Below are 23,031 nucleotides of genomic sequence, written 5' to 3'. Positions count from 1 at the left end.
TTTAATTAACCTGCAACTACACTCTCAAGTGATAAACACGTTGCGATAAGCACGCTACCGCCACTGAGTTATGCGCCCCAGGACTAGTATTATAAATTTTAAGCGCGAGATTATAGCTTAAATCACTCGCGCTGTATTAACTGGTTATTACTTTTTCAGCAATATATTGTTATCAAGAGATAACTGTATGGGTTGCCCTAAAAATTGCAACAATACCATACTTCGACTTTCACCATCGGCTAATTGGAATACAGCATTCAAGGCGGCGAAGGGCCCTGATAACACTTCGACCACATCGCCCTTCGTTAAATCATGTTGCTGTTTATCTTGTTGCTGTAATTGCAACTGTTGTTGTAGCAAGCTATGAATTAAGCTATTTGGCACAGTTGCAATACTTTGACCAAACTTTACTAGCCCCGCTACACCGCGAGTGCTGCGTATTTTAGCCAAACTTAAATCGGCGTTGTATTGCAAAAATAAGTACCGGGCAAATAATGGCTCGGTGACTAATTGTTTTTTGCCTGCTTTAATTTTCGTTAAGCTAACCACGGGCAAAAAGCTATTAAAGCCTTGATTTTGTAAGTGCTGCTGCGCCCGTTGCTCTTGCTTTGGCTTACAATAGACTAAATACCATTGTTGATCATCCATTTACCAACGCCATTCCCAACGTATACCCGCCTCGTGGGCAAAACTAATATTATTACGATTTATGGCATTGTCGCTAGCTTGCTGTCGAGCTAATTGATAATCAAGACTAATTAAGCCTTTAAATAATTCATGTTGGTAGCCCACTTGAATGGCACTGCTTAATTTAATACCCGTAACTTCAGCATAGCGCTGCTGTTTAAAATGAACATAACCCGCTTGGCCATCGCTGCGATACCACTGCGCGGCTAAAACCAGTTGCTCTGTGGGAGTGTGCATCGCTTCTGCTGCGGCATTAATTAACCAATTAGGATAGTCTGCCGCTAACCACTGATATTCAGCACTAAGGTTAATTTGATGTTGTTGGTTAGCTATATTGTATTCTGTGCCAACTAAATAGCCATTTTCGTTAGCAACATGACTTAAGGCACCATAAATAGCGCCGTTGGGGTTATAGCTATAACGAAAATCAATATTGGCAATAGTTTGTGAGTCGGTATTGGCTTCAGTAAAAGTTGGTAAGTTTAGCCGCAGTAATACTTCATCTGTTAAGCCTTGTTGATGGCTAATGCTGGATGATATTTCAAGCGCCTGCCAAGGTTTAATGCTTAGCCGAGCTGCGGTAAATTGATGGTGGCGTAATAATGCACTACCAGGCTGCTGGCCATATTCCAAGGTGATATTGGCTGGACCTAAAATACTTAAATAATCAGTAAGAGGTAATGCTGAATTGAGTCGGTTTAAACGGATAATTTTTGCCGCTGGGCCTTTGTTACTATAATTAAAGCTGCTATCTAACCCTGGGCCCCACCACTGATGCTGTTGCGAAGCTGAAAGCACCCAGTTACCTAAAGTATAAGCGGCATAGCTACCTTGCCAATCTTGGTTTGGCGTGTAATCAATACCATTTATGTTGTTAAAAGTATAAGATTCATGATTAAAGCTTTTTTGAATGCCCACCGCCCAATCATTACCTTTTAGTTCGGTGCCTAAGCTTAATTGACCTCGATGTGCATAGCGAGAACCAAAACCAAGTGGGGTTAGGCTATCGCTGCTAGCACTTAGGCTGAGATTTTCAATATGGTCGGATCGAACATAATTTAAGGCAGAAGTGACGCGAAGAAAGGCAAATAACTGAGCTTGGTTCATGTGCTTGGTATTCGCTTGTGCCAGCTCAGCTAAAATTGGCTGCCACATTAACGGATAAGTATTGATAGGGATATTAATATAGCCAGCATCTGCCAGTAACTTAATGCTAGTTCTTAAGTATCTGTCGTCAGTATTCACCCACGGCGAAGCAAACAGCTGGCATGAATACAGTGCAGCAATAAATAAACAGCAAGAAAATGAAATTAAACGTATCAAACTAGCTGCCATCCTGTAAGCCGAATTGAATCCCAAAACGCTGGGATACTAGCAGACAGCCCTAGGTGAAACAAGCTCCGAGCAGACTAGTTGCTTGCAAATTAACCTGATTAGGCTCATCACTTTCACTTAAGGTCACTGTAAAAAAATAAAATGGGTCAGAGTGATTTTCTATTTTATAAAAAAGGTGAAAATCACTCTGACCCATTTTATTTAAAGCTGAGTGTTAGCGTTTTCTCTAAGCCTTGTTGTAATGAATATTGTGGTTGCCAATTTAGTTGCTGGCTTATTTTAGTATTATCAATACCATAACATTGATCATGCCCTGGCCTATCGGTAACGAATTCAATTAACTCTCGCCTAGGTTGCTGGAATTGCTGACATAAGCCTTGCTCTGCAAAACTATCGATAATATCGGCTATTCGTTGAACTAGCGCTAGATTATTAACTTGACTATTACCGCCTATAGCATAGCTTTGGCCTACTTTACCTTGGGTTAGTATTAAATATAACGCGGCTACATGATCATCTACATATAACCAATCGCGTATTTGTAGCCCATCACCATATAATGGTACTGGTTTGCCTTGTAATAAATGATTAATGGCTTTGGGTATTAGTTTTTCTGCATGTTGCCAAGGGCCATAGTTATTACTGCAATAGCTTATTAATGTAGGTAAGCCATAGCTGCGATGCCATGCCTGCACTAAATGATCGGCACTGGCTTTGCTGGCTGAATAGGGGCTGCTGGGTGCGTAGGCATGGTTTTCAGTGAACAGTTTTTTATTTAAGTGCACGCCACTGTTGCCTAAATCACCAAAGACTTCATCGGTTGATACTTGTAAAAAGCGAAACTGGGCTTGTCTAGCAGGTATCAGTTGCTGCCAATAGTGGCGGCTGGCTTCAAGTAAGTTGTAGCTGCCTATAATATTGGTTTGCATAAACTCAGCTGGCCCACTGAGTGAGCGATCAACATGGCTTTCTGCCGCTAAATGCATAATCGCATCGGGCTGAAAGTCTGCAAATAAGGTTTGTAGCAAGCTAGCATCGCAAATATCGCCTTGCACAAACTGTAACCTAGCGTTTTGTTTATGCTGTTCAAGTGCTGTTAAATTGGCGGCATAGGTAAGTTTATCTAACACCAATAACTGATGAGGCGTATTAGCTAGCAGATATTCGACCAAGGCTGTACCTATAAAACCCGCACCACCCGTAATTAAGATATTCAAATTAATCACTCTGACCCATTTTATTTAAGCAGGTTACTAGGCTTTGCTGCCAAGCTGGCAAACTGAGGCCAAATTGCTTCTGCAGTTGCTGGCTGCTTAGCGCGCTATAGCTTGGCCGAGTTGCAGCAGACTGCCATTGATTACTACTTATCGCTGTAAGGGTTGTTTGTTGTTTAGTATATTTTTGTATTTCTTGCGCGACTTGATACCAGCTGGCTTCGCCCTGCCCTGCACAGTGTAGCAACTGAGTAGTAGCAAAGTGGTCAGCAGAGAGTAGTTTCAAACATAGCGCGGCCAGTTCAGGAGCATAGGTTGGGCTGCCTATTTGGTCTGCAACGACTCTTAAAGGCAGGCCTTGTTGTATTTTATTGTAAATAATGCGAGCAAAGTTATGACCAAACGCGCTATACAACCAACTGCTGCGCAGAATTAGTCCTGCTGGGGCGATATTGAGCATGGCTTGTTCGCCGGCCAATTTACTTGCGCCATAGACATTTAACGGTTCAGCCAGATCTTGCTCTGTATAAGGTGTTTGATTCTCTCCCGCATCTAACTGTCGCCCTGAAAATACATAGTCAGTACTAAAATGCACTAATAGGGTATTTGTTTCACGGCATAATTGCGCCAGCTGTTCTACTGCTGTGGCATTTACGGCATAAGCTAATTCGGGTTGTTGCTCGGCTAAATCTACATTAGTAAAAGCGGCACAGTTGATCACGGCGTAGGGTTTTAGTTGTCGTAAAAGCGCAGCCATTTGTAGCTGATTAGTAATATCAGCCAGCTTTTTATCTGCAAAGGTAAATTGGAATTGTGGCCACTGTTTAGCAATAGCAGTAAAGCTTTGGCCTAGCTGCCCCATGGCTCCGGTGATAAGTAAGTGCTTCATTACTTGTTCTTCTTTACTGGCTTCATTTCCAGTTAAATTCGCTTTGTAATTGTGATAATTTAGGTTGTTGCTGATCTTTAGTCGATATGACTAATTGCTTAGCAGATAATGGCCAATTAATAGCAAGATTGGCATCATTATAAGCTAAGCCAGCATCATGCTGGGCTGAATAGTAGTTATCCACTTTATAAACCACCGTAGCTTGTGGGCTTAAAACTAAAAAACCATGAGCAAAGCCATGCGGAATAAATAACTGATGGTTATTTTCAGCGCTTAATACGGTTTGCACCGTCTGACCAAATCGCGGACTACCATGGCGGATATCCACCACTACATCAAGCACTTCGCCTTCCACCACCCTAACCAATTTCGCTTGCGCTTGCGGCTGCCTCTGATAATGCAACCCACGCAACACACCAAAGCTTGAACGCGATTGGTTTTCTTGCACAAACTGAATATCTCGCTCTAACAACTGCTGCAACTGTTGTTGGCGGAAGCACTCAAAAAAATACCCCCTTTCATCTGAGTGAACTTTTGGGGTTAGCAGCAAAACTTCAGGCAGTTGCAAAGATTGTGAAAGCATATTTTTTCCTTCATAAAAAGGGTCAGAGTGATTTTATGAAAATCACTCTGACCCTTTTTATTCGTCACCGTTGGCGATGTAAACGAGATACTCACCATACTGATTATTTGCTAGCGGTTTGGCAAGTTCCAGTAATTGTTCTTTATTGATATAGCCCATTTCAAAAGCGATTTCTTCTAAACAAGCGACTTTTAATCCTTGCCGTTTTTCTATGGTTTCTATATAGGCAGACGCTTCTAATAAACTCTCATGTGTTCCAGTATCTAACCAAGCAAAACCTCGGCCCATTATTTCTACATCTAAACGCTGCTCAGCTAAAAACATTTGATTAACAGTAGTAATTTCTAACTCGCCGCGCGCTGATGGCAACACCAGTTTTGCTTTTGCGATAACATCGTTAGGATAAAAGTATAATCCTGTAACGGCAAACCGACTTTTTGGCTGTTGAGGTTTTTCTTCTATTGAGACAACTTTTCCTTGCGAGTTAAACGCTGCCACTCCATAACGTGAAGGGTTGCTAACCCTATAACCAAACACAGTGGCGCTATTATGTTCAATTACATTTGTTATTGCTTTATGTAATAGATCGGCCAAACCATGGCCGAAAAATATGTTGTCACCTAAAACTAAACAAACATGACTATTAGCTAAAAAGTCTTCAGCCAAAATAAAAGCTTGAGCAAGGCCATCTGGGGCATTTTGAATACAATAACTGAAATTAACACCTAGCCGACTACCATCACCTAACAATCTATGAAAGCTAGCTTGATCTTGCTCAGTAGTAATAATTAAAATATCTCGAATTCCCGCCAGCATTAATACCGAAATAGGATAATAAATCATCGGTTTATCATAGACCGGCAACAATTGCTTCGAGACACCAAGAGTGCTCGGATATAAACGGCTGCCAGTGCCGCCAGCCAACACTATGCCTTTGATGTTTTGTGATTTTTTCATAAGTGATATCTTAGCAGATAAATAAAAAGGGTCAGAGTGATTTTCTATATCCACTTAAAATCACTCTGACCCTTTTTATTGCGTTTATAATTTACTTGGCTATATTTCAATAACGTTACTTAACAATTTATTTTCAATTGAAATATGCCGCGTAGAAAGAGAATTTTAATAGCCGGAATGCCTTACCATATAGTACAGCGAGGCCATAATCGTTCAAATTGTTTTTATGACGATGCTGATAAAGCCTGCTATTTATCTATATTAGCTAGATATCTTACTGGTTATGATGTGCAACTACATGCCTTTGTGCTGATGAGCAATCATGTTCACATGTTACTAACCGCTAACCAAGACGGCGTAATTTCAAATCTGATACAAAATTTGGGCCGTGATTACGTTCACTATTTTAATAAGCGCTATCAGCGAGTGGGAACGTTATGGGATGGACGATTTAAAGATAGCTTGGTAGACACTGATCAATATTTTCTTACTTGTCAGCGTTACATTGAGTTAAATCCCGTTCGGGCAAATATGGTTATTTATCCAGAGGATTATCATTGGTCTAGCTACCACGCTAACGCTAAAGGCTTAGATATTAATATTGTCACTCCGCATCGCGTGTACTTAAATTTAGCTGACACGTTAGACCAACGACTAGCAAACTATCGAGCATTATTTGCACACGATATTTCAGATGAAGATCTAAACTCTATTCGCATAGCTCTAAACCATAATTATCCTTTAGCAAATGAGGAATTTATTACAGCGCTTACTGATAAATATGATATTAGCTTTGGCCGCAGGCTTAAAGGCCGGCCATGTAAATAAGCAGAGGCGTAAATTAAATAGGTCAAATAAAAAGGGTCAGAGTGATTTTAATTAAATTAAAATCACTCTGACCCTTTTTAATGTTTTCGGTTAAAGCCTTAAATCACAGCTGTTTGCTGGCAACAGGTATTTTAAGTCATATAGCACGTGGTTTTCTTTCATTAGGGCTTTGATGCCGACTACACCTAGTTCACGAAATTGATTGTGCGCTACTGCGACTATTGCTGCGTCGTAGTGTGCTGGGTTGGGTTGCTGTACTAGTGTGATACCGTATTCGTGTTCGGCTTGGGCTGGGTCTACCCATGGGTCGTATACGTCGGCTTGAACCCCGTATTCGGCTAGTTCGGTTAGCATGTCTACCACTTTGGTGTTGCGAATATCTGGGCAGTTTTCTTTAAAGGTTAAGCCTAATACTAATACTTTTGCGCCAGCTACGTGGATGCGACGTTTGATCATGGCTTTAACCAGTTCGCTAATAACATAGCGGCCCATACTGTCGTTAATGCGCCGACCTGCGAGGATAACTTCTGGGTTATAGCCAATAGATTGCGCTTTATGGGTTAAGTAGTATGGGTCGACACCTATACAGTGGCCGCCTACTAGGCCTGGCCTGAACGGTAAAAAATTCCACTTTGTACCAGCGGCTAATAATACTTCTTCGGTGTCGATACCGAGTTTATTAAAGATAACTGCTAGCTCATTAATTAGGGCAATATTTAAGTCGCGCTGGGTGTTTTCAATTACTTTAGCTGCTTCGGCCACGCGAATAGAGCTGGCTTTATAGGTACCGGCGGTGATTATGCTGCTGTACAGTGCATCGACTTGCTCGGCAATCTCTGGCGTTGAACCCGAGGTAACTTTTTTAATCGTAGTTACGCGGTGTTCTTTATCGCCTGGGTTAATCCGCTCTGGGCTGTAACCGGCAAAAAAGTCGACATTGTATTTAAGCCCCGATACGCGCTCGACAACTGGAATACAGTCTTCTTCAGTTGCACCAGGGTAAACAGTTGATTCGTAAATAACGATATCGCCTTTACGAATAACTTTACCTAAAGTTTCTGAGGCTTTAATTAACGGTGTTAAATCGGGCTGACGGTGTTTATCAATAGGCGTTGGCACTGTAACGATATAGATATTAGCCCGCTCTAAATCAGCTATTTGGCTACTAAAACTAAGCTGGGTTGCTAGCTTTAATTCATCTGGACTGACTTCTAAAGTATGATCACGGCCTTGGCTTAACTCGGTCACTCGGGCTTGGTTAATATCAAAACCCATAGTGGGGTAATGTTTACCAAACTCGACCGCTAACGGCAAACCAACATAGCCCAAGCCGATAATAGCGATGTTTACGTTTTTTAAATCTGTCATACAGAGTCGTCCATAATTATTATTAAGAGCGGTGACTTCAGCTGATCGCTGCAGTGTTTAGTGTTTAGTGTTTAGTGTTTAGTGTTTAGTGTTTAGTGACCGCAGCAACTCATAACTCAACACTCATAACTCACAACTAATCGCTCTGCTGCCCCACATACCACGGCATGGCTTGTTTTAAGCCGTCGAGAATTTTAAATTGCGGTTCATATCCCAACATTTGTTGTGCTTTACTGATATCGGCTTGTGAATGCCTGACATCGCCAGCACGGAAGTCGCCGTAATGTGGTGCGCGAGCATATTGCACGTTGTTATCGGCTAAGCAGTGTACCAAGGCATCAAACAGTTGGTTTAGGGTGGTTCTGTCACCTACGGCAACGTTAAACACTTCGCTTTTTTCTATTGGGCTTAATGCGGCGCGTAAGTTAGCTTGCACGGCATTGGCGACAAAGCAGAAATCACGGCTAGTTTCGCCATCGCCATTAATATGCACATCTTGATCGGCAATCATGGCGGCGGTCCATTTTGGGATCACTGCTGCATAAGCGCCGTTTGGATCTTGTCTTGGGCCAAATACATTAAAATAACGCAGGCCTACGCTATGAAAACCATAGGTGCGCGAGAACACATCGGCGTACAGCTCGTTAACGTATTTAGTGACGGCATAAGGTGATAAAGGCTGGCCAATATTAGCTTCTACTTTAGGTAATGCCGGATGATCGCCATAAGTAGAACTAGAAGCGGCATACACAAAGCGCTTAACCTTAGCTTCGCGCGCGGCTTGCAGCATATTTAAAAAACCACTGATATTAGTTTCGTTGGTGGCGATTGGATCGTTAATAGAGCGTGGCACTGAACCCAGTGCAGCTTGGTGGAGTACATAGTCAACACCTTCGCAGGCTAACTGGCAATCGCTAAAAGTACGAATGTCGCCTTCAATAAAGCTAAAGTTTTGCCATTGTTGCTCACTTACCAGTTGCTGCACTTGATGCAAGTTATGCTGATGACCGGTGGCGAAGTTATCAAGCCCAACTACGGTTTGATTATATTTTAATAAGGTTTCAACTAAGTTCGAGCCAATAAAACCAGCACAACCAGTAACTAACCAGCGGCCCTTTCCTTGCTGTAGGGTTGCTAAAATATCCATCTTAATCCTCTATTTCTTTAGTTGAAGTTAGGCTTGTTGGCTAATAACATCGATAATGCGCTGACAGGCTTTGCCATCACCATACGGATTATGGGCAAAGCTCATGCTGTCGTAATAGGCTTTATCTGTTAATAGCTTAGTTACTTCTTCAACTATTTTATTTTTGTCTGTGCCAACTAATTTTACAGTACCCGCATCTACGGCTTCTGGCCGTTCTGTGGTATCGCGCATGACTAATACCGGTTTACCCAAAGACGGCGCTTCTTCTTGAATACCACCTGAGTCGGTAAGTACTAAAGTGCTGCGGCTCATTAAATACACAAAGGGTAAATAATCTTGCGGTTCAATTAAGTGCACGTTTGGCGCATCGGCTAATAAACGGAATACCGGTTCGCGTACATTAGGGTTTAAGTGCACTGGATACACTAAATCGCAATCGGGAAATTGTAGCGCAATTTGTTTTAGTGCAGCACAAATATTATCAAAACCAGCACCAAAACTTTCGCGGCGATGACCTGTGACGAGCACTAAGCGCCGACCATCTTGGCCATATGGAAATTGCTTGGCGTATTGAGTAGAAAGCTCTGGGTCGCTAGATATTTTATCGACTACTTGCAATAAGGCATCAATAACGGTGTTGCCAGTAACAGCGATATGCGCCGGATTTACGTTTTCGTTTAATAAGTTTTGCTTAGACGCTTCTGTTGGCGCTAAGTGATAACGAGTGATAGCACTGGTTAGTTTGCGGTTGGCTTCTTCTGGCCACGGGCTATAAATATTGCCGGTGCGTAAGCCTGCTTCAACATGGCCGACTGCGACTTTTTCATAATAACAGGCTAAGGCTGCCGCAAAGGTAGTGCTGGTATCGCCATGCACTAATACTACGTCGGGCTTAAAATCACGCAATACTGGCTTAATATTTAATAGAATGCTGGTGGTAACGTCGTATAAGTCTTGGCCGGTTTTCATAATGGCTAAGTCATACTCGGGTGTAATATCAAAAAGTTTTAATACTTGATCGAGCATTTCACGATGCTGTCCCGTCACACAAACCCGGCTTTCAATATGGTCTTGTTGCTTTAATAAATTGACCAATGGCGCCATTTTAATTGCTTCTGGCCGAGTGCCAAACACGCTTAACACTTTTAACATTATTACACCTCATAAAATCAATACCATAAAGCTTACCAAAAGCGCTTTTAAAGCGATAGATCAAACAGGTAAACTAGGGGTTATCTGTTACTAGTGGGCCAGTTTATTTACCTTGTTATTAATACTAGATTAAATACTGTTCACTTTACGCATTATTACTATAGTAGGAACTTATTATGTTGTATTTTAGTAGCCGCGGCATTCCAGAGTTAGCCGGCTTAGATCTTAATCAGCGGATGCAAGTTATTCGGCTTACTGCGGATCAACTGCCTGCGCCAACCAAAGTAATGCTTAACATCATTAAGCTGTTAATCTTAACCCCGTTGTTTTTGTTGATTGCGCGTAGCACTGGCTGGGAAATAGTCGGTTATATGGTTTTATTGCTAATTAGCTACCCTGTAATCACCCGCCCTATCACTTTTGCGCTTTGTCGGCCCAGAATGACCGCTGTTCGGCAGAAACTATTTGATACAACAAAATAAAATTTACTCAGGTTCTGTTACATCTGCCCTTAACCAGACCTGAATCAACTGCAAATACGGCATATTTTCGACTTTAGTCGCACGTTAACGGGTGACAAGCCGCAGTTAGAAATGCATAATCCAGTGCAACTTCGTACAAATTAAGCGAAGAATATAATTCTAACAATCCTGGGGAATCCATGACTGACTCTAGCAATATTGCGGCAGTGCCCGAAAACCAGCCACAGTTTCTCGGCCATCCGGTCGGGCTTTATGTGTGCTTTCTTACCGAAATGTGGGAGCGGTTTTCATTTTACGGAATGAAATATCTGCTGTTGTTATATTTAACAAAGTACCACTTATTTAGTGATGCTGGCGGCTTAGACGTGTTAGGCAGCTATGCCGGCTTAGTGTATGCGATGCCGGTAATTGGCGGTATGTTAGCCGACCGTTATTTAGGTATGCGTAAAGCGGTAACCTTTGGTGCTATTTTACTCTGTTTAGGCCACTTAGGCTTAGCCTATGAAGGCTTTCAAGCCTATATGGTAGACGGCGAGGTAATACGAGATAACGGCGCCATTCAGGTGTTTTATTTCTCACTGGCTTTAATCATTATGGGTGTGGGCTTTTTAAAGCCAAATATCTCTACGATTGTTGGTCAGTTATACGGTAAAGAAGATGCGCGTCGTGACTCAGGTTTTACCATCTTTTATATGGGTATTAACTTGGGCTCGTTTATCGCTACTTTATCAGTGACCTATTTAGGTGAAACCTACGGCTGGGGCTACGGCTTTGGTTTAGCGGGTATTGGTATGGTACTGGGCTTAATTATCTTTTTAAGCGGCCAAAAGTACTTATTCGGTTATGCCGAACCAAGCAACCCTGCTTTATTAAAACAAAAAGTGTTTGCTGGTATTAACCGCGAATGGCTAATTTATTTTGCGACCATCCCTGCGTTAGCCTTAATGTGGCAGCTGGTGCAATATAACCCAGTAGTGCACAACACTTTAGTCGGTTTATCTTTCATTGTTCTGTTTGGTATTATTTGGTTTATGGTGACCCAATGTACTAAAGAAGAACGTGACCGTATGACAGTGTTAATTGTATTAACGGTTTCTACCGTAGTGTTCTGGGCATTGTTTGAGCAATCTGCATCATCCATGACGCTATATGCTGACCGCGTGTTAGACCGTAGCATCTGGGGTTTTGAAGCTACTGCTGGCCAGTTTGGTGCCTTAAATGCGTTCTTTATTATTCTGTTTGCACCGTTATTTGCTTGGTTATGGATTGCCTTGGCCAGACGCAAAATTGAACCTAGTACCCCAGTTAAATTTGCCTTAGGTATTATTCAAGCTGGTTTAGGTTTTGGTGCTTTAGTATACGGTGCCAACCACCCTAACGAAGCCGGCTTAGTGGGTGCCTGGTGGTTAGTCTTAGCTTATGCCTTACATACCATGGGTGAGCTGTGCTTATCGCCAGTGGGCTTATCGGCTGTTACTAAGCTTGCTGTACCAAAAGTAGTGGGTGTAATGATGGGTGCTTGGTTCTTAGCCACGGCCTACTCAGAAGTACTGGCTACCCAATTAGCTAAGTTAGCCGCTATTGACACTCAAGCGGGTCAAGTAGCCGACATCCCAACCGCCCTTGCCTCTTATAACGAGCTATTTAGCTTCTTATTCTATGTCGGCATTGGTTTTGGTGTGTTTATGCTATTACTTAGCCCTTGGCTAAGAAAACGCATGCACGGCGTGCACTAAGTTATAAATTAAAGCTATAAATTATGGCTTAAGGCTATAGCAAAAAGCCCGTGCTACTTGTAATAAAGTGCACGGGCTTTTTTTATGCGTCTACAGGGACAGATAAAAAGGGTCAGAGTGATTTAATTAAACAATTAAATCACTCTGACCCTTTTTATTTTGTTGGCCTTTATTGGCCGCGCCATTGAGCGTGACATAGCGAATCGTGTTTTTCGCGGCTGAGTAATATGCGCGCTAATACCATATCGGCTTCGCCATCTATGCCGCTTAAGCCAATTTGGGCTTCAAGTTGTAGCTCTGGCTCAATGTCTTGCATCATAATTTCAACCCAGTCTTCTGTGGGTGGCACTAGATCAACAAAGCCTCGGCTGTCGGCATTTTGTTGGTACATGGAGTAATCTATGGCTGAAAGGTTGTCAGCGGCTAGCTCTTCGAATATATCAAAGGCGTGATCGCACAGTTCGTCTAAGGTCCAGAGTTCTAGGTCTTGCATCACGGCTCCACTGTCGTAATAAAGGTTGTAACGATTTCGTCTTAAAAGACATTAAGCAAATTGTTGCTTAAAAATGCATTATTTGGCTGCGGACATTATAGCAAGGCTTTGCTTAAAACACTGCGCAACTGCTACACTTAGCGTCAATTTTTCTGTTTAGATTGTATTATGTATCAATGTCCGCTTTGCCAACGTCCTTTAACTGCCACTGATAAATTGTTTAGCTGTAGTCAGAACCATAGTTTTGATATCGCTAAAGAAGGCTATGTTAACTTATTGCCAGTGCAACAAAAAAATTCTAAAGCACCTGGTGATAATAAAGAAATGATGCAGGCTAGACGCGACTTTTTGCATGCCGGTTGGTATCAGCCGTTAGCCGATGCAGTAAGTAAGATGCTACAACCGTTACAGGTTAAGCAATTATTAGATTTAGGCTGTGGTGAGGGCTATTACAGTGGCCAAATACAGCAAGCCTTGCCGCAATGCCAAATTTACGGTTTAGACATTTCAAAAAATGCCATTAAACAAGCAGCGAAATCCAATAAACAACTGCAGTTTTGCGTTGCTAGCGCTTTTAAGCTGCCTTTTATTGATCAGTGTTTTGATAGCATAGTGCGTATTTATGCGCCTTCGGCGGCTGATGAGTTAGTGCGAGTGCTAAAACAAGATGGTTATTTATTAACGGTGACACCCGGGCCTGAGCATTTGTTTGAAATGAAACAAGCGGTATATGCGGAACCAAGATTACATGATGATGCGATTGAACAGATAGCCGGCTTTAGCCATCAGCAGCGGCAAAGACTGAGCTTTCGCTTAGACTTTAGCCAGCCGGCTGATGTGTTAGCTTTAATTCAAATGGTGCCGTTAGCGTGGAAGTTTACTGCAGAACAGAAACAGCAGTTTGCAGAAAAATTCTGCAATAACGGTAACAGCATTAGCATCGATTTTTACTAGACCTGTATCAGTTAGCTTAGTATTGATGCGGGCTCGGAGTAAATTAACAAAAATTAATGTACACTGACCCCATATTCTATGTGCACTGACCCCATATTCTGTTAATTAGGGCTAGCCCCAGAACAGGCGCCATAACCAGCCGCGTTTTAAGTCGTCTTCACATTGATTTAATTGTGCGGCATAGGTTTTTGCCCGGTTATCCACTTTTTTGCGGTATTCACTAACCAGGTTTTACTTTTGTAAGAACCGCGACGATAACCGCCCCAGCCTTCGTGATAATTTAAGTATTGGTGATAACCATCCCATTTAGAGACTTTATTTAAACGATGGGTTTTGTCGATATACCAGCCCATAAAGTCCATGGCGTCGCCAAAGTTGTCGCGACTTACCCAAAACCGATCGGCTTCTTTAACGTATTCATCCCAAGTAACGGTTTTAGCTTGCGAGTAACCATAAGCTGTACTGGCTCGGCCATAAGGGATAAAACCGAGGAACCAACGCATGGGTGGCCGGGCATTATGCTTAAAGCTGCTTTCTTGATACATGATGCTCATGGGGATATGAATAGGCACGCCCCATTTATCGCGCACTTTTGCCGCTTCGTCATACCAACTACGATGCTCATGAAAGATTTCGCAAATATTAGCGCTGTTTTTTGGCGGTGCGGTGCTGCAACCGGCAAGAATAATGGCCATTATTCCGATTAGGCTAATGCGAGAGGCGACTTTACGCGCTAAATTACGCGTTTTAGCCTGAGATTGGCTGTGAGCTATATTAGCGATAGTCTTAGCAGTATTGTGAACTATGTTTTGAACTTTTTTCATCCGGCTGATTCTAACAAGGTGTAGCAAAGCTACAAGCTTTATGTGTTATTTCTCCCTGGATTAAAGTTAGGGCTACCATTTGGTAGCCCATTTTTTTTGCCTATTATTTACGGTTTGCTTTAGTTGCTCATCAAACTATTGATTTAGTTACTCATCACAGTCGGGCATTTCGGCATAATACTGTTTTAAGTATTGCGAAAAACTGATGTCTTCTTGTTGCTCAATTTGTTGCTGCTTTTGCAGCGACTCAGCCGCTTTATCGATAAACATTTGCTCTGAATAAATCTGATACGGTTGTTGCTTTAATTGCTGTTTATACTCTGTTGCTAATTGCAGCATAAAACTGCCATTATCCACTTGTTCTGGTAGTAATTTATCCAGTATTTGCCCTGAGTAGGTTAACGCTGGGTTTAATAGTGCTTTATAAAAATCAGTTAATACTGTGTGGTACTTCTGTTTGTTGTATGCGCTATCTAAATATTTAGCGATGGGCATCATGTCGGCAAACAGTTGCTCGGCCCAATCTTGCATTAAGCGCGGATGCTCACCATCTTGTAGATCTAAATTTAAGCGACGACCATCAGTGACCACTTTACGTAAATTGGCATCAGTAATATTATGCTCTTCAATCGACAAATCAGGGCTATCTTGCAACAAGCAGAACAGCATAAAGATATCTAAGAAGTGCATTTGCTCAGAATTAATACCAATGTTGCTAAAAGGGTTTACATCTAATGCTCGTACTTCAACATATTCCACACCGTGTTTAGCTAAAGCTGTGGTTGGTCTCTCACCAGACTCGGCAGTACGCTTGGGTCTAATAGTTGAATAAAATTCGTTTTCAATCTGCAAGACATTGGTATTAAGCTGCTGGTACTGGTTATCAAACTTAACGCCAATTTTACTGTATTGCTCTGATGGTTTGCTTATTGCGTCTTGTAACCCACTTACATATTCAGGCAGGCTGTTGTAACTAATGTTTAAACTAGATTGTGCGCTGCTGGTATAGCCCAAATCACTCATCCGTAACGACGTAGCATAAGGTAAATATAAGCTGCCTTTACCTAAAGGTTTAAAGTCGTATTTAGTCTCGCGATCGGCAATAAATGACTTACACATGGCCGGAGAGGCACCAAATAAATACACCATTAGCCATACATAACGTTTGTAGTTACGAATAAGGCCTAAATATTGGGCGGAAATAAAGCTTTGTAAATCGCCGGTATCGCCAAGTAATTGCTGATAGTTCTGCCAAAATTCGGTTGAAAAAGAAAAGTTAAAATGCACGCCACTTATCGCCTGCATCATACTGCCATAGCGATTATGTAAGCCTTTGCGATATAAGGTTTTCATTTTACCAACATTCGAGCTGCCATATTGCGCCAGCGGAATAGTATCTTGGCTGTTAATAAAACACGGCATACTGGCTGGCCAAAATTGCTCGTCACCAATTTGCTGACTGACATAATGATGAATATCACTGAGTTGGGCCAAAGTGGTATCGATATCGTCACAAGCTGGGGTGATAAATTCTAATAATGATTCAGAAAAGTCTGTAGTAATTAGCGGATGAGTTAACGCAGAACCCAACTCTTTTTGATGCCCGGTTAATGCTAGCTTACCGTCTGGACAGACGCGCAAAGTTTCTCGCTCAATGCCGCGTTTTATACCTACTACCGTTTTTTTAAATGCATCGGTATTTAGTGCAGAGAGTCGTTGTTGAATAAGTGTAGACAAGTTATTTCCTTAATCGGTAAGCATCACGCTAGATTTGGGGATGAGGCTAAATAAACTCAAGGGTTACCCCCAATTTAGCTGGCAATTGGCTGAAGAACAAATATATTTGCAGAAACAGCCACCACTGCGCTTATTGGAGCGTGTTATATCACTATAAATGGTAGGGCTTTTATTTTATACTCCGCGCCAAGTATCTGTAATGGTATCAAATAATTTAGGTTTATTAATATGAGTCGTCGTAATAGTAGTGTTATTAATGAAGAAGTTACTTTTCCTGCTGATCAAGAACTGGTGTCTACCACTGATTTGCGCGGCGTAATTACTTATACCAATCCAGTGTTTTGCCAAGTTTCAGGCTATAGCCCTGAAGAAATGCAGGGTAAAAATCATAATTTAGTCCGCCATCCGGATATGCCCAAAGCCGCTTTTACCGATTTATGGCAAAAACTTAAGTTAGGTCAGTCTTGGCGTGGTGTGGTAAAAAACCGCACTAAAAATGGCAGTTTTTATTGGGTAGATGCGTTTGTAACCCCTATTTATGAAAATAACAAGTTGGCAGGTTATCAATCAGTTAGATTTAAACCAACGGCAAAAATGATTCAAAGTGCCAGCGAGCTTTATCCGACTATGATGGACGGAAAAACCCCTTCTGACTGGCGCAGTAACTTTGCCATGAAGCGCATATTGGCCTTAGTATTAAGTTTAGTGCTAGCGTTAGGCGGTGCCTATATTTTTGGTAGCCACTTTTTATGGGCGCTATTACTGCCATTATGTTGGCTAGCCTGTTGTTATGATGAGTTGTTTATTATTCCGGCGCAGTTAACCCAAACTAAAGCCGAGTTTGATAGCGTTTCGCGTTGGATATACGCTGGCGAAGGCGCTTATGGCATAGCTGAATTCCAACAATTAATGCTGCAAGCTCGCTTAAGAACTGTATTAGGCCGTATTACCGATAGCACTAGCGCATTAATGCATATTGCCGAAACCCAGCATGAAGCCGTAACCATGACGAAATCTGGTTTTGCCGAGCAGCAACAGCAACTGATTAGTATTGCCACGGCCACGACCCAATTAAGTAGTACGGTGCAAGATATTGCTGATCGTACTCATCAGACTCACTTACAAGTTAACGATACCCACAGTATTTGTGAAACAGCTAAAGTGACTATGGCGCAAACAGCTAAGACAGTAAAAAAACTCGCCAGTGAAGTACAAGGCGCGGCCTCGACTGCCGATAGCTTAGCAGTAGAAGCTGAGCGGATTGGCACGGTGATGACCGAAATTCAAGGTATTGCCGATCAAACTAACTTACTAGCCTTAAATGCGGCCATTGAAGCAGCTCGTGCCGGTGAACATGGCCGCGGCTTTGCGGTGGTTGCCGATGAAGTGAGAGCGTTATCATCCCGCACTCATAAGGCTACCGAGCAAATTAAGCTGTCTATTACTGAGATCCAGCAAACCCTATTAAACTGGGGCAAGGTGATGTTAAACACCAGAGAGCAAGCTGAGCACTGTGTAGATGAAACAGTTATTAGCCAGCAGCAGTTAAATGAAATATCGCAAATGGTTAATAACATTGCCGATTTATCATCGCAAATTGCCACCGCGGCCACCCAACAAGGTGTTGTTGCTCAAGAAGTGCAGCAGAATGTGCAACAAATTCGCACTATTGGCGATTCCAATTTAGCTAATATTCATGTTGTTGCTGATAACAGTGTCGATTTACAAAATAAAGCCGTGCAAATTGCCGGTTTAAATAAGAGTTTTGGCTAACCTAAAGCATACTGATTATTTCGTTCGACATTTGAGTATATAGACGGATCGGTTTACCCACACTAACACGCCGTGAACCCATCCATGGGGGCTCAAGTCCGCCCGTCCAGGGCTCCCGTGGTTAGTTTAGGGTAAAAACCGTTCCTTATTAAGTAATTTTCAAGGGGTCAGAGTACTTGAAATGCATTTATTTGGTTTCAAGTACATCTGACCCCTTGAAATAAAAAACGGTTTGCTTTGAGACAAACCGTTTTTTTGTTTAGCTAGATTAAACTGAGTTAACCCTTAAGTATTATCTTTTGGCTGTTCGCTTTCTGCTTCTGGTTTAGCCGTCTTTTGTACTGGCTTATCTATATCATCAGCAAAGTCTGCGTCGTCTGAGTCGCCTACTACGTGCTCTAGCTTTAATTTACGTACACTACGGATAGTCGTGATAGGCCCTGAACAGGCGTAGATTAAGAAGATACCAAATAGCATTTCAGCTGGGCGTGCGGCAATGACTACAAAGATTAACACTACCAATAAGATGGTTAAAAACGACACTCGATCGCGCCAGTTAACATCTTTAAAAGAGTTATAACGGAAGTTACTCACCATCAGCAAACCGGCTAAAATAGTAACAATACCGACGATATAACCAAAACTATGGCCATCGATTTGATAATTACTGCCGGTCCAGACCATACCGGCTACTAATGCTGCGGCAGCTGGGCTGGCTAAGCCTTGAAAGAAACGGCCATCAGTAACACCTAAGTTGGCGTTAAAACGCGCTAAGCGTAGTGCAGCACAAGCGACAAAGACAAAAGCTGCTAGCCAACCAAATTTACCTAAACCAGATAAACCCCAGTTATAAGCAACTAATGCGGGTGCCACACCAAAAGATATCATATCGGCCATACTATCGTATTGGGCACCAAATTCACTTTGGGTATTAGTGAGCCTTGCAACCCGACCATCTAAGCCGTCGAATATCATCGCGACAAAAATAGCTACAGCGGCAGCTTCAAAGTGGCCATTCATCGATGTGACGATGGCATAAAATCCAGAAAACAAACCACCTGTAGTTAATAAATTAGGTAGTAAGAAGATCCCTTTTTTTGGGCTAGTGTCATTCATTTTTGACTCGGTCATAAAACTACTTCTAATAATGGGCTATGGACTAATTATAAGGTAGCTAAGATAACATGAATAGCGAAAAGGAAGAAGTGACTGGGTTGCAGTCACTTCTTTATATAGCTAATTTATAGCTAAACTGTGCCAATAAGCCATATTTAGCCTAACTTGTTTTCGCTTTAGGCTGTTATTTGCTAGATACCACAAACTTTTCGCCATTATGATCCAGCGTAATGGTGCTACCTGGTAACACATCGCCTTGTAATAAGGCTTGAGCTAACGGATTTTCTAGGTGTTGCTGGATTGCCCGTTTTAATGGCCGTGCACCATATAATGGGTCAAAGCCAATTTCAGCTAGCTTATCTAACGCCACATCAGTAATGGCAAAGTGATATTGCCGCTCTTGTAAACGCTGCTCTAGTCGCGCCAGCTGTATTTTAGCAATGCTGCGAATTTGCGTGGTATCTAACGGGTGGAATACCACAGTTTCATCTAACCGGTTTAAAAACTCCGGTCTAAACTGCTGTACTAACACGCCCATTAGCATATCTTTCATTTGCTGATAGCTATGTTCTTTATAATGCTCTTGAATTAAATCAGAGCCTAAGTTTGAGGTCATAATAATCACGGTGTTTTTAAAATCGACCGTTCTACCTTGACCGTCTGTTAACCGGCCGTCATCTAGCACTTGTAGTAGAATATTAAACACATCGGGATGCGCTTTTTCTACTTCATCTAGCAAGATGACTGAGTACGGTTTACGACGCACAGCTTCAGTTAAGTAACCACCCTCTTCATAACCGACATAACCTGGCGGCGCACCGACTAAACGCGACACCGCATGTTTTTCCATAAACTCAGACATATCAATTCGCACCATGGCCTCAGGGCTATCGAATAAGAACTGAGCTAAGGACTTTGTTAATTCGGTTTTACCGACACCGGTTGGGCCTAAGAACAAGAACGAACCAATCGGTTTGTTCGGATCAGACAGCCCAGCACGTGAACGGCGAATAGCATGCGAAATTGCCGTGACCGCTTCGTCTTGGCCGATCACTGTTTTATGTAAAGCATCTTCCATTTGCAATAATTTATCACGTTCACCTTCGAGCATTTTACTTACCGGAATACCGGTGGCTTTGGATAGCACATCGGCAATTTCGTGCTCGGTTACTTTATTACGCAATAAGGTATTTTCTTGCATTTCAGCTTGGCTGGCTAAGTCGAGTTTTTTCTCTAGCTCAGGAATGCGGCCATATTGTAATTCCGACATTCGCTGTAAATCACTAGCGCGGCGAGCCACTTCCATATCAAGCCGGGCTTGCTCTAGCTCGGTTTTAATATTCTGGGTGCCTTGTAACGCGGCTTTTTCCGATGACCAAATTTCGTCTAGCTCGTTATAGCTGGTTTCTAACTCAGCGATTTCTTGTTGAATAATATCGCGATGTTTTTACTGCTGTCGTCCGACTCTTTGGCCAGCGCATTATCTTCTAACTTTAATTGAATAATACGCCGCTCTAAGCGATCCATTTGCTCAGGTTTTGAGTCCATTTGCATCCGAATGCTTGACGCAGCTTCGTCAATTAAGTCGATGGCTTTATCTGGCAATTGTCGATCGGACACATAACGATGCGATAGTGTAGCCGCGGCAATAATAGCCGGATCGGTAATATCCACTGCATGGTGAATTTCGTAGCGCTCTTTTAAACCACGTAAAATAGCAATGGTGTCTTCCACGCTAGGCTCTTCAACCAATACCTTTTGAAATCGACGTTCTAAAGCTGCATCTTTTTCAATATATTTACGGTATTCGTCTAACGTGGTGGCTCCAACACAGTGTAATTCACCGCGTGCTAATGCTGGCTTTAACATATTGCCGGCATCCATAGCACCTTCGGCTTTACCGGCCCCAACCATAGTATGAATTTCGTCGATAAATAAAATGACTTGGCCTTCTTCTTTGGCCAATTCATTTAATACCGCTTTTAAGCGCTCTTCAAATTCACCACGGTATTTGGCGCCAGCCAATAACGAGCCTAAATCGAGTGATAATACCCGTTTATTTTTCAGCCCTTCTGGTACTTCTTTGTTGATAATACGTTGAGCCAAGCCTTCAATAATTGCCGTTTTACCCACGCCTGGTTCGCCAATTAACACCGGGTTATTTTTCGTCCGGCGTTGTAGTACTTGAATACAGCGGCGAATTTCATCGTCGCGACCAATAACTGGATCTAATTTACCTGATTCGGCACGGGCGGTTAAATCTGTAGTGTATTTAGTTAAGGCTTGACGCGAGTCTTCAGCGTTAACATCATCTACTTTTTGACCGCCTCGCATTTGCTCGATAGCTTGCTCAACTTTTTCTTTTTCCACGCCTAGTAAACGTAAAGCTTTACCTAAGTCAGTCTTGTCTTCTGTGGCAGCTAATACAAATAGCTCACTGGAGATAAACTGGTCTTTACGTTTTTGAGCCAATTTATCGCACTGTTGTAATAACTGTGCGGTGGCTGAAGATAACTGTAAATTAGCATTGTCGCCTTCCACCCGCGGTAAGCGATCGATGGCTTGGCTGACTTTAGAACGTAAATCGTTAAAGTTGATGGCTAGCTTATTGAGTAAATCGCGAACGGTGCCGCCTTCTTGATTTAGCAGCGCAAACATTAAGTGTGCCGGTTCGATATATTGTTGATCGCGGCCAAGCGCTAACGATTGCGCATCAGCGATAGCTTCTTGAAACTTACTGGTAAATTTTTCTAAACGCATTTTTGCTCCTATTAGCCTTAATCTGTTTAAGACTGTCGCTAGCATTAATATCTGTTATTAATAACTAACATTAATGACTAGACTAGATGTGTTCTATTGATAGGTAATAAGATTGGGTAGCGGTGCTGAAATTTCAAGCAGTCAACGTCAATAATTTGACTTTTTAGTTTAAATAAGCCTTAGTCGAGCCAAATAGAACTGGCCATGCGCCCCGTTTCGCCGTCGCGACGATAAGAAAAGAATAGCTCTGATTGCTGATAGGTACAGTAATCACCACCATAAATAGCGCTAACGCCTAGGGCATGTAAACGCTGCCTAGCTAATTGATATAAATCGGCGCGGTATTTAACTTGCCGCTCTTGGCCTGGTGATAGTTGGCCTGGTGATAGTTGGCTTTGCGAAAGTTGGGTTTGCTCGGTTTGGTCTTGTAATAAAAACGCTGTAGCCGCTTTTGCATCATGTTTTATAAAAGCCGCTCGTACTTCAGGCCCGACTTCAAACGCTGCTTGGCTTATGGCTGGGCCTAGCCAAACTAACAGTTGTTGCGTCTGGGGAAAACGCGCTACTGTTTGCTCAATAATACCGCCGCAAAGCCCGCGCCAACCGGCATGTATTGCCGCCACTTGCAGGCCATTACTATCACAGATTAATAGCGGCAAACAATCGGCGGTCATCACGGTGCAAACTTGCTGTTTTGCAGAAGTAATACACGCATCGGCGATAATTGGCTCTGTACTGTTAGCCGTACTTTTAACAGTCAACTCTGCGACTGCAATACCATGTACTTGTTGTAACCATAGTGTGGGTGTTGGCATCTTCGCTAACTGATGATAACAAATCCGATTTTGCATTACGGCTTTGTCGTCATCATTAACATGCAGCCCTAAATTAAGGCTATCGTATACACCTTTAGACACACCACCAAACCGGCTACTGCTCACTGCATGAACATTTGCCGGTGCTGGCCAGTCTGGATAAATAAGCATATTGTCGTCT

General features: G+C 42.4%; 19 protein-coding genes and 2 pseudogenes. 6 read left to right on the top strand and 15 right to left on the bottom strand.

The window, feature by feature from the left end:
* Positions 1 to 147: 147 nt before the first annotated feature.
* From rfaH to rfbA, 6 genes are all read right to left on the bottom strand, one after another.
* Positions 148 to 648 (bottom strand): transcription/translation regulatory transformer protein RfaH, encoded by a 501-nt coding sequence (gene rfaH / locus BI198_RS06185; protein WP_070048772.1) that lies wholly within the window; start codon positions 646 to 648, stop codon positions 148 to 150.
* On the bottom strand, positions 649 to 2,022 hold the full coding sequence (locus BI198_RS06180; RefSeq protein ID WP_070048771.1) for a capsule assembly Wzi family protein: 1,374 nt from the start codon (positions 2,020 to 2,022) through the stop codon (positions 649 to 651). It abuts the gene before it with no gap.
* A 197-nt stretch (positions 2,023 to 2,219) separates the two neighbouring features.
* Positions 2,220 to 3,239, bottom strand: coding sequence for a dTDP-glucose 4,6-dehydratase (gene rfbB / locus BI198_RS06175; RefSeq protein WP_158007088.1), 1,020 nt, complete (start codon positions 3,237 to 3,239; stop codon positions 2,220 to 2,222).
* A gap of 1 nt (position 3,240) precedes the next feature.
* On the bottom strand, positions 3,241 to 4,125 hold the full coding sequence (rfbD, locus tag BI198_RS06170) for a dTDP-4-dehydrorhamnose reductase (RefSeq protein WP_070048769.1): 885 nt from the start codon (positions 4,123 to 4,125) through the stop codon (positions 3,241 to 3,243).
* Between the two features lie 22 nt (positions 4,126 to 4,147).
* Complete coding sequence (gene rfbC / locus BI198_RS06165; protein ID WP_070048768.1) at positions 4,148 to 4,708, bottom strand: dTDP-4-dehydrorhamnose 3,5-epimerase; 561 nt, start codon at positions 4,706 to 4,708, stop codon at positions 4,148 to 4,150.
* Between the two features lie 57 nt (positions 4,709 to 4,765).
* A complete protein-coding gene (gene rfbA, locus BI198_RS06160; RefSeq protein ID WP_449421100.1) occupies positions 4,766 to 5,665 on the bottom strand; it encodes a glucose-1-phosphate thymidylyltransferase RfbA in 900 nt (299 codons plus the stop codon).
* A 177-nt stretch (positions 5,666 to 5,842) separates the two neighbouring features.
* Between rfbA and BI198_RS06155 the strand changes: the two genes are divergently transcribed.
* Positions 5,843 to 6,493, top strand: a complete 651-nt coding sequence (locus BI198_RS06155; RefSeq protein ID WP_201243409.1) for a transposase — start codon at positions 5,843 to 5,845, stop codon at positions 6,491 to 6,493.
* Positions 6,494 to 6,583: 90 nt separating this feature from the next.
* On the opposite strand, the gene tviB is transcribed toward BI198_RS06155, so the two are convergent.
* From tviB to wecB, 3 genes are all read right to left on the bottom strand, one after another.
* Positions 6,584 to 7,861: a Vi polysaccharide biosynthesis UDP-N-acetylglucosamine C-6 dehydrogenase TviB gene (tviB, locus tag BI198_RS06150; RefSeq protein ID WP_070048766.1), complete on the bottom strand. Its 1,278-nt coding sequence runs from the start codon at positions 7,859 to 7,861 to the stop codon at positions 6,584 to 6,586.
* A 136-nt stretch (positions 7,862 to 7,997) separates the two neighbouring features.
* On the bottom strand, positions 7,998 to 9,008 hold the full coding sequence (locus BI198_RS06145; RefSeq protein WP_070048765.1) for an SDR family oxidoreductase: 1,011 nt from the start codon (positions 9,006 to 9,008) through the stop codon (positions 7,998 to 8,000).
* A gap of 27 nt (positions 9,009 to 9,035) precedes the next feature.
* A complete protein-coding gene (wecB, locus tag BI198_RS06140) occupies positions 9,036 to 10,160 on the bottom strand; it encodes a non-hydrolyzing UDP-N-acetylglucosamine 2-epimerase (RefSeq protein WP_070048764.1) in 1,125 nt (374 codons plus the stop codon).
* 176 nt (positions 10,161 to 10,336) lie between these two features.
* Here wecB and BI198_RS06135 point away from each other — a divergent pair, with 176 nt between their 5' ends.
* Together BI198_RS06135 and BI198_RS06130 are read left to right on the top strand one after the other, a co-directional pair.
* Positions 10,337 to 10,642 carry a DUF6170 family protein gene (locus BI198_RS06135; RefSeq protein ID WP_083256567.1) on the top strand — a complete coding sequence of 102 codons (306 nt, stop codon included), beginning with the start codon at positions 10,337 to 10,339 and terminating at the stop codon, positions 10,640 to 10,642.
* 179 nt (positions 10,643 to 10,821) lie between these two features.
* A complete protein-coding gene (locus BI198_RS06130) occupies positions 10,822 to 12,378 on the top strand; it encodes a peptide MFS transporter (RefSeq protein WP_070048762.1) in 1,557 nt (518 codons plus the stop codon).
* A gap of 169 nt (positions 12,379 to 12,547) precedes the next feature.
* On the opposite strand, the gene BI198_RS06125 is transcribed toward BI198_RS06130, so the two are convergent.
* Positions 12,548 to 12,871, bottom strand: a complete 324-nt coding sequence (locus BI198_RS06125; protein ID WP_070048761.1) for a DUF440 family protein — start codon at positions 12,869 to 12,871, stop codon at positions 12,548 to 12,550.
* A gap of 168 nt (positions 12,872 to 13,039) precedes the next feature.
* Between BI198_RS06125 and rlmA the strand changes: the two genes are divergently transcribed.
* Entirely contained in the window at positions 13,040 to 13,825 is a 786-nt protein-coding gene (gene rlmA / locus BI198_RS06120) for a 23S rRNA (guanine(745)-N(1))-methyltransferase (protein ID WP_083256566.1), read from the top strand.
* Between the two features lie 167 nt (positions 13,826 to 13,992).
* On the opposite strand, the gene BI198_RS06115 is transcribed toward rlmA, so the two are convergent.
* Both BI198_RS06115 and gshA read right to left on the bottom strand, forming a co-directional pair.
* Entirely contained in the window at positions 13,993 to 14,649 is a 657-nt protein-coding gene (locus tag BI198_RS06115; RefSeq protein ID WP_235605261.1) for a transglycosylase SLT domain-containing protein, read from the bottom strand.
* Positions 14,650 to 14,796: 147 nt separating this feature from the next.
* Entirely contained in the window at positions 14,797 to 16,386 is a 1,590-nt protein-coding gene (gshA, locus tag BI198_RS06110; RefSeq protein ID WP_070048759.1) for a glutamate--cysteine ligase, read from the bottom strand.
* 228 nt (positions 16,387 to 16,614) lie between these two features.
* Between gshA and BI198_RS16520 the strand changes: the two are divergent.
* Positions 16,615 to 16,947 (top strand): annotated as a pseudogene (locus BI198_RS16520) (PAS domain-containing protein); the annotation flags it as partial.
* Between the two features lie 33 nt (positions 16,948 to 16,980).
* Positions 16,981 to 18,159: a methyl-accepting chemotaxis protein gene (locus tag BI198_RS06105; RefSeq protein WP_449421111.1), complete on the top strand. Its 1,179-nt coding sequence runs from the start codon at positions 16,981 to 16,983 to the stop codon at positions 18,157 to 18,159.
* Between the two features lie 285 nt (positions 18,160 to 18,444).
* Here BI198_RS06105 and pssA read toward each other — a convergent pair whose 3' ends face one another.
* From pssA to pgeF, 3 genes and pseudogenes are all read right to left on the bottom strand, one after another.
* A complete protein-coding gene (gene pssA / locus BI198_RS06100) occupies positions 18,445 to 19,290 on the bottom strand; it encodes a CDP-diacylglycerol--serine O-phosphatidyltransferase (RefSeq protein ID WP_070048757.1) in 846 nt (281 codons plus the stop codon).
* A 169-nt stretch (positions 19,291 to 19,459) separates the two neighbouring features.
* Positions 19,460 to 22,035 (bottom strand): annotated as a pseudogene (gene clpB, locus BI198_RS16400) (ATP-dependent chaperone ClpB).
* A gap of 179 nt (positions 22,036 to 22,214) precedes the next feature.
* Positions 22,215 to 23,021 carry a peptidoglycan editing factor PgeF gene (pgeF, locus tag BI198_RS06090; RefSeq protein WP_070048756.1) on the bottom strand — a complete coding sequence of 269 codons (807 nt, stop codon included), beginning with the start codon at positions 23,019 to 23,021 and terminating at the stop codon, positions 22,215 to 22,217.
* Positions 23,022 to 23,031: the final 10 nt, after the last annotated feature.

This window comes from Rheinheimera salexigens, assembly GCF_001752395.1.
GTDB classification, from domain to species: domain Bacteria; phylum Pseudomonadota; class Gammaproteobacteria; order Enterobacterales; family Alteromonadaceae; genus Alishewanella; species Alishewanella salexigens.
The sequence above is the reverse complement of the archived record's forward strand: the minus strand, read 5'-3'. Positions and strand labels throughout refer to the sequence as shown.

Coding starts and splice junctions, on each gene's coding strand:
- BI198_RS06125 (WP_070048761.1), bottom strand. CDS start 12,871: ATGCAAGACCTAGAACTCTGGACCTTAGACGAACTGTGCGATCACGCC.
- pssA (WP_070048757.1), bottom strand. CDS start 19,290: ATGACCGAGTCAAAAATGAATGACACTAGCCCAAAAAAAGGGATCTTC.
- rfaH (WP_070048772.1), bottom strand. CDS start 648: ATGGATGATCAACAATGGTATTTAGTCTATTGTAAGCCAAAGCAAGAG.
- wecB (WP_070048764.1), bottom strand. CDS start 10,160: ATGTTAAAAGTGTTAAGCGTGTTTGGCACTCGGCCAGAAGCAATTAAA.
- BI198_RS06130 (WP_070048762.1), top strand. CDS start 10,822: ATGACTGACTCTAGCAATATTGCGGCAGTGCCCGAAAACCAGCCACAG.
- BI198_RS06135 (WP_083256567.1), top strand. CDS start 10,337: ATGTTGTATTTTAGTAGCCGCGGCATTCCAGAGTTAGCCGGCTTAGAT.
- BI198_RS06155 (WP_201243409.1), top strand. CDS start 5,843: ATGCCTTACCATATAGTACAGCGAGGCCATAATCGTTCAAATTGTTTT.
- pgeF (WP_070048756.1), bottom strand. CDS start 23,021: ATGCTTATTTATCCAGACTGGCCAGCACCGGCAAATGTTCATGCAGTG.
- rfbA (WP_449421100.1), bottom strand. CDS start 5,665: ATGAAAAAATCACAAAACATCAAAGGCATAGTGTTGGCTGGCGGCACT.
- BI198_RS06105 (WP_449421111.1), top strand. CDS start 16,981: ATGATTCAAAGTGCCAGCGAGCTTTATCCGACTATGATGGACGGAAAA.
- BI198_RS06115 (WP_235605261.1), bottom strand. CDS start 14,649: ATGAAAAAAGTTCAAAACATAGTTCACAATACTGCTAAGACTATCGCT.
- rlmA (WP_083256566.1), top strand. CDS start 13,040: ATGTATCAATGTCCGCTTTGCCAACGTCCTTTAACTGCCACTGATAAA.
- tviB (WP_070048766.1), bottom strand. CDS start 7,861: ATGACAGATTTAAAAAACGTAAACATCGCTATTATCGGCTTGGGCTAT.
- BI198_RS06180 (WP_070048771.1), bottom strand. CDS start 2,022: ATGGCAGCTAGTTTGATACGTTTAATTTCATTTTCTTGCTGTTTATTT.
- BI198_RS06145 (WP_070048765.1), bottom strand. CDS start 9,008: ATGGATATTTTAGCAACCCTACAGCAAGGAAAGGGCCGCTGGTTAGTT.
- rfbD (WP_070048769.1), bottom strand. CDS start 4,125: ATGAAGCACTTACTTATCACCGGAGCCATGGGGCAGCTAGGCCAAAGC.
- rfbC (WP_070048768.1), bottom strand. CDS start 4,708: ATGCTTTCACAATCTTTGCAACTGCCTGAAGTTTTGCTGCTAACCCCA.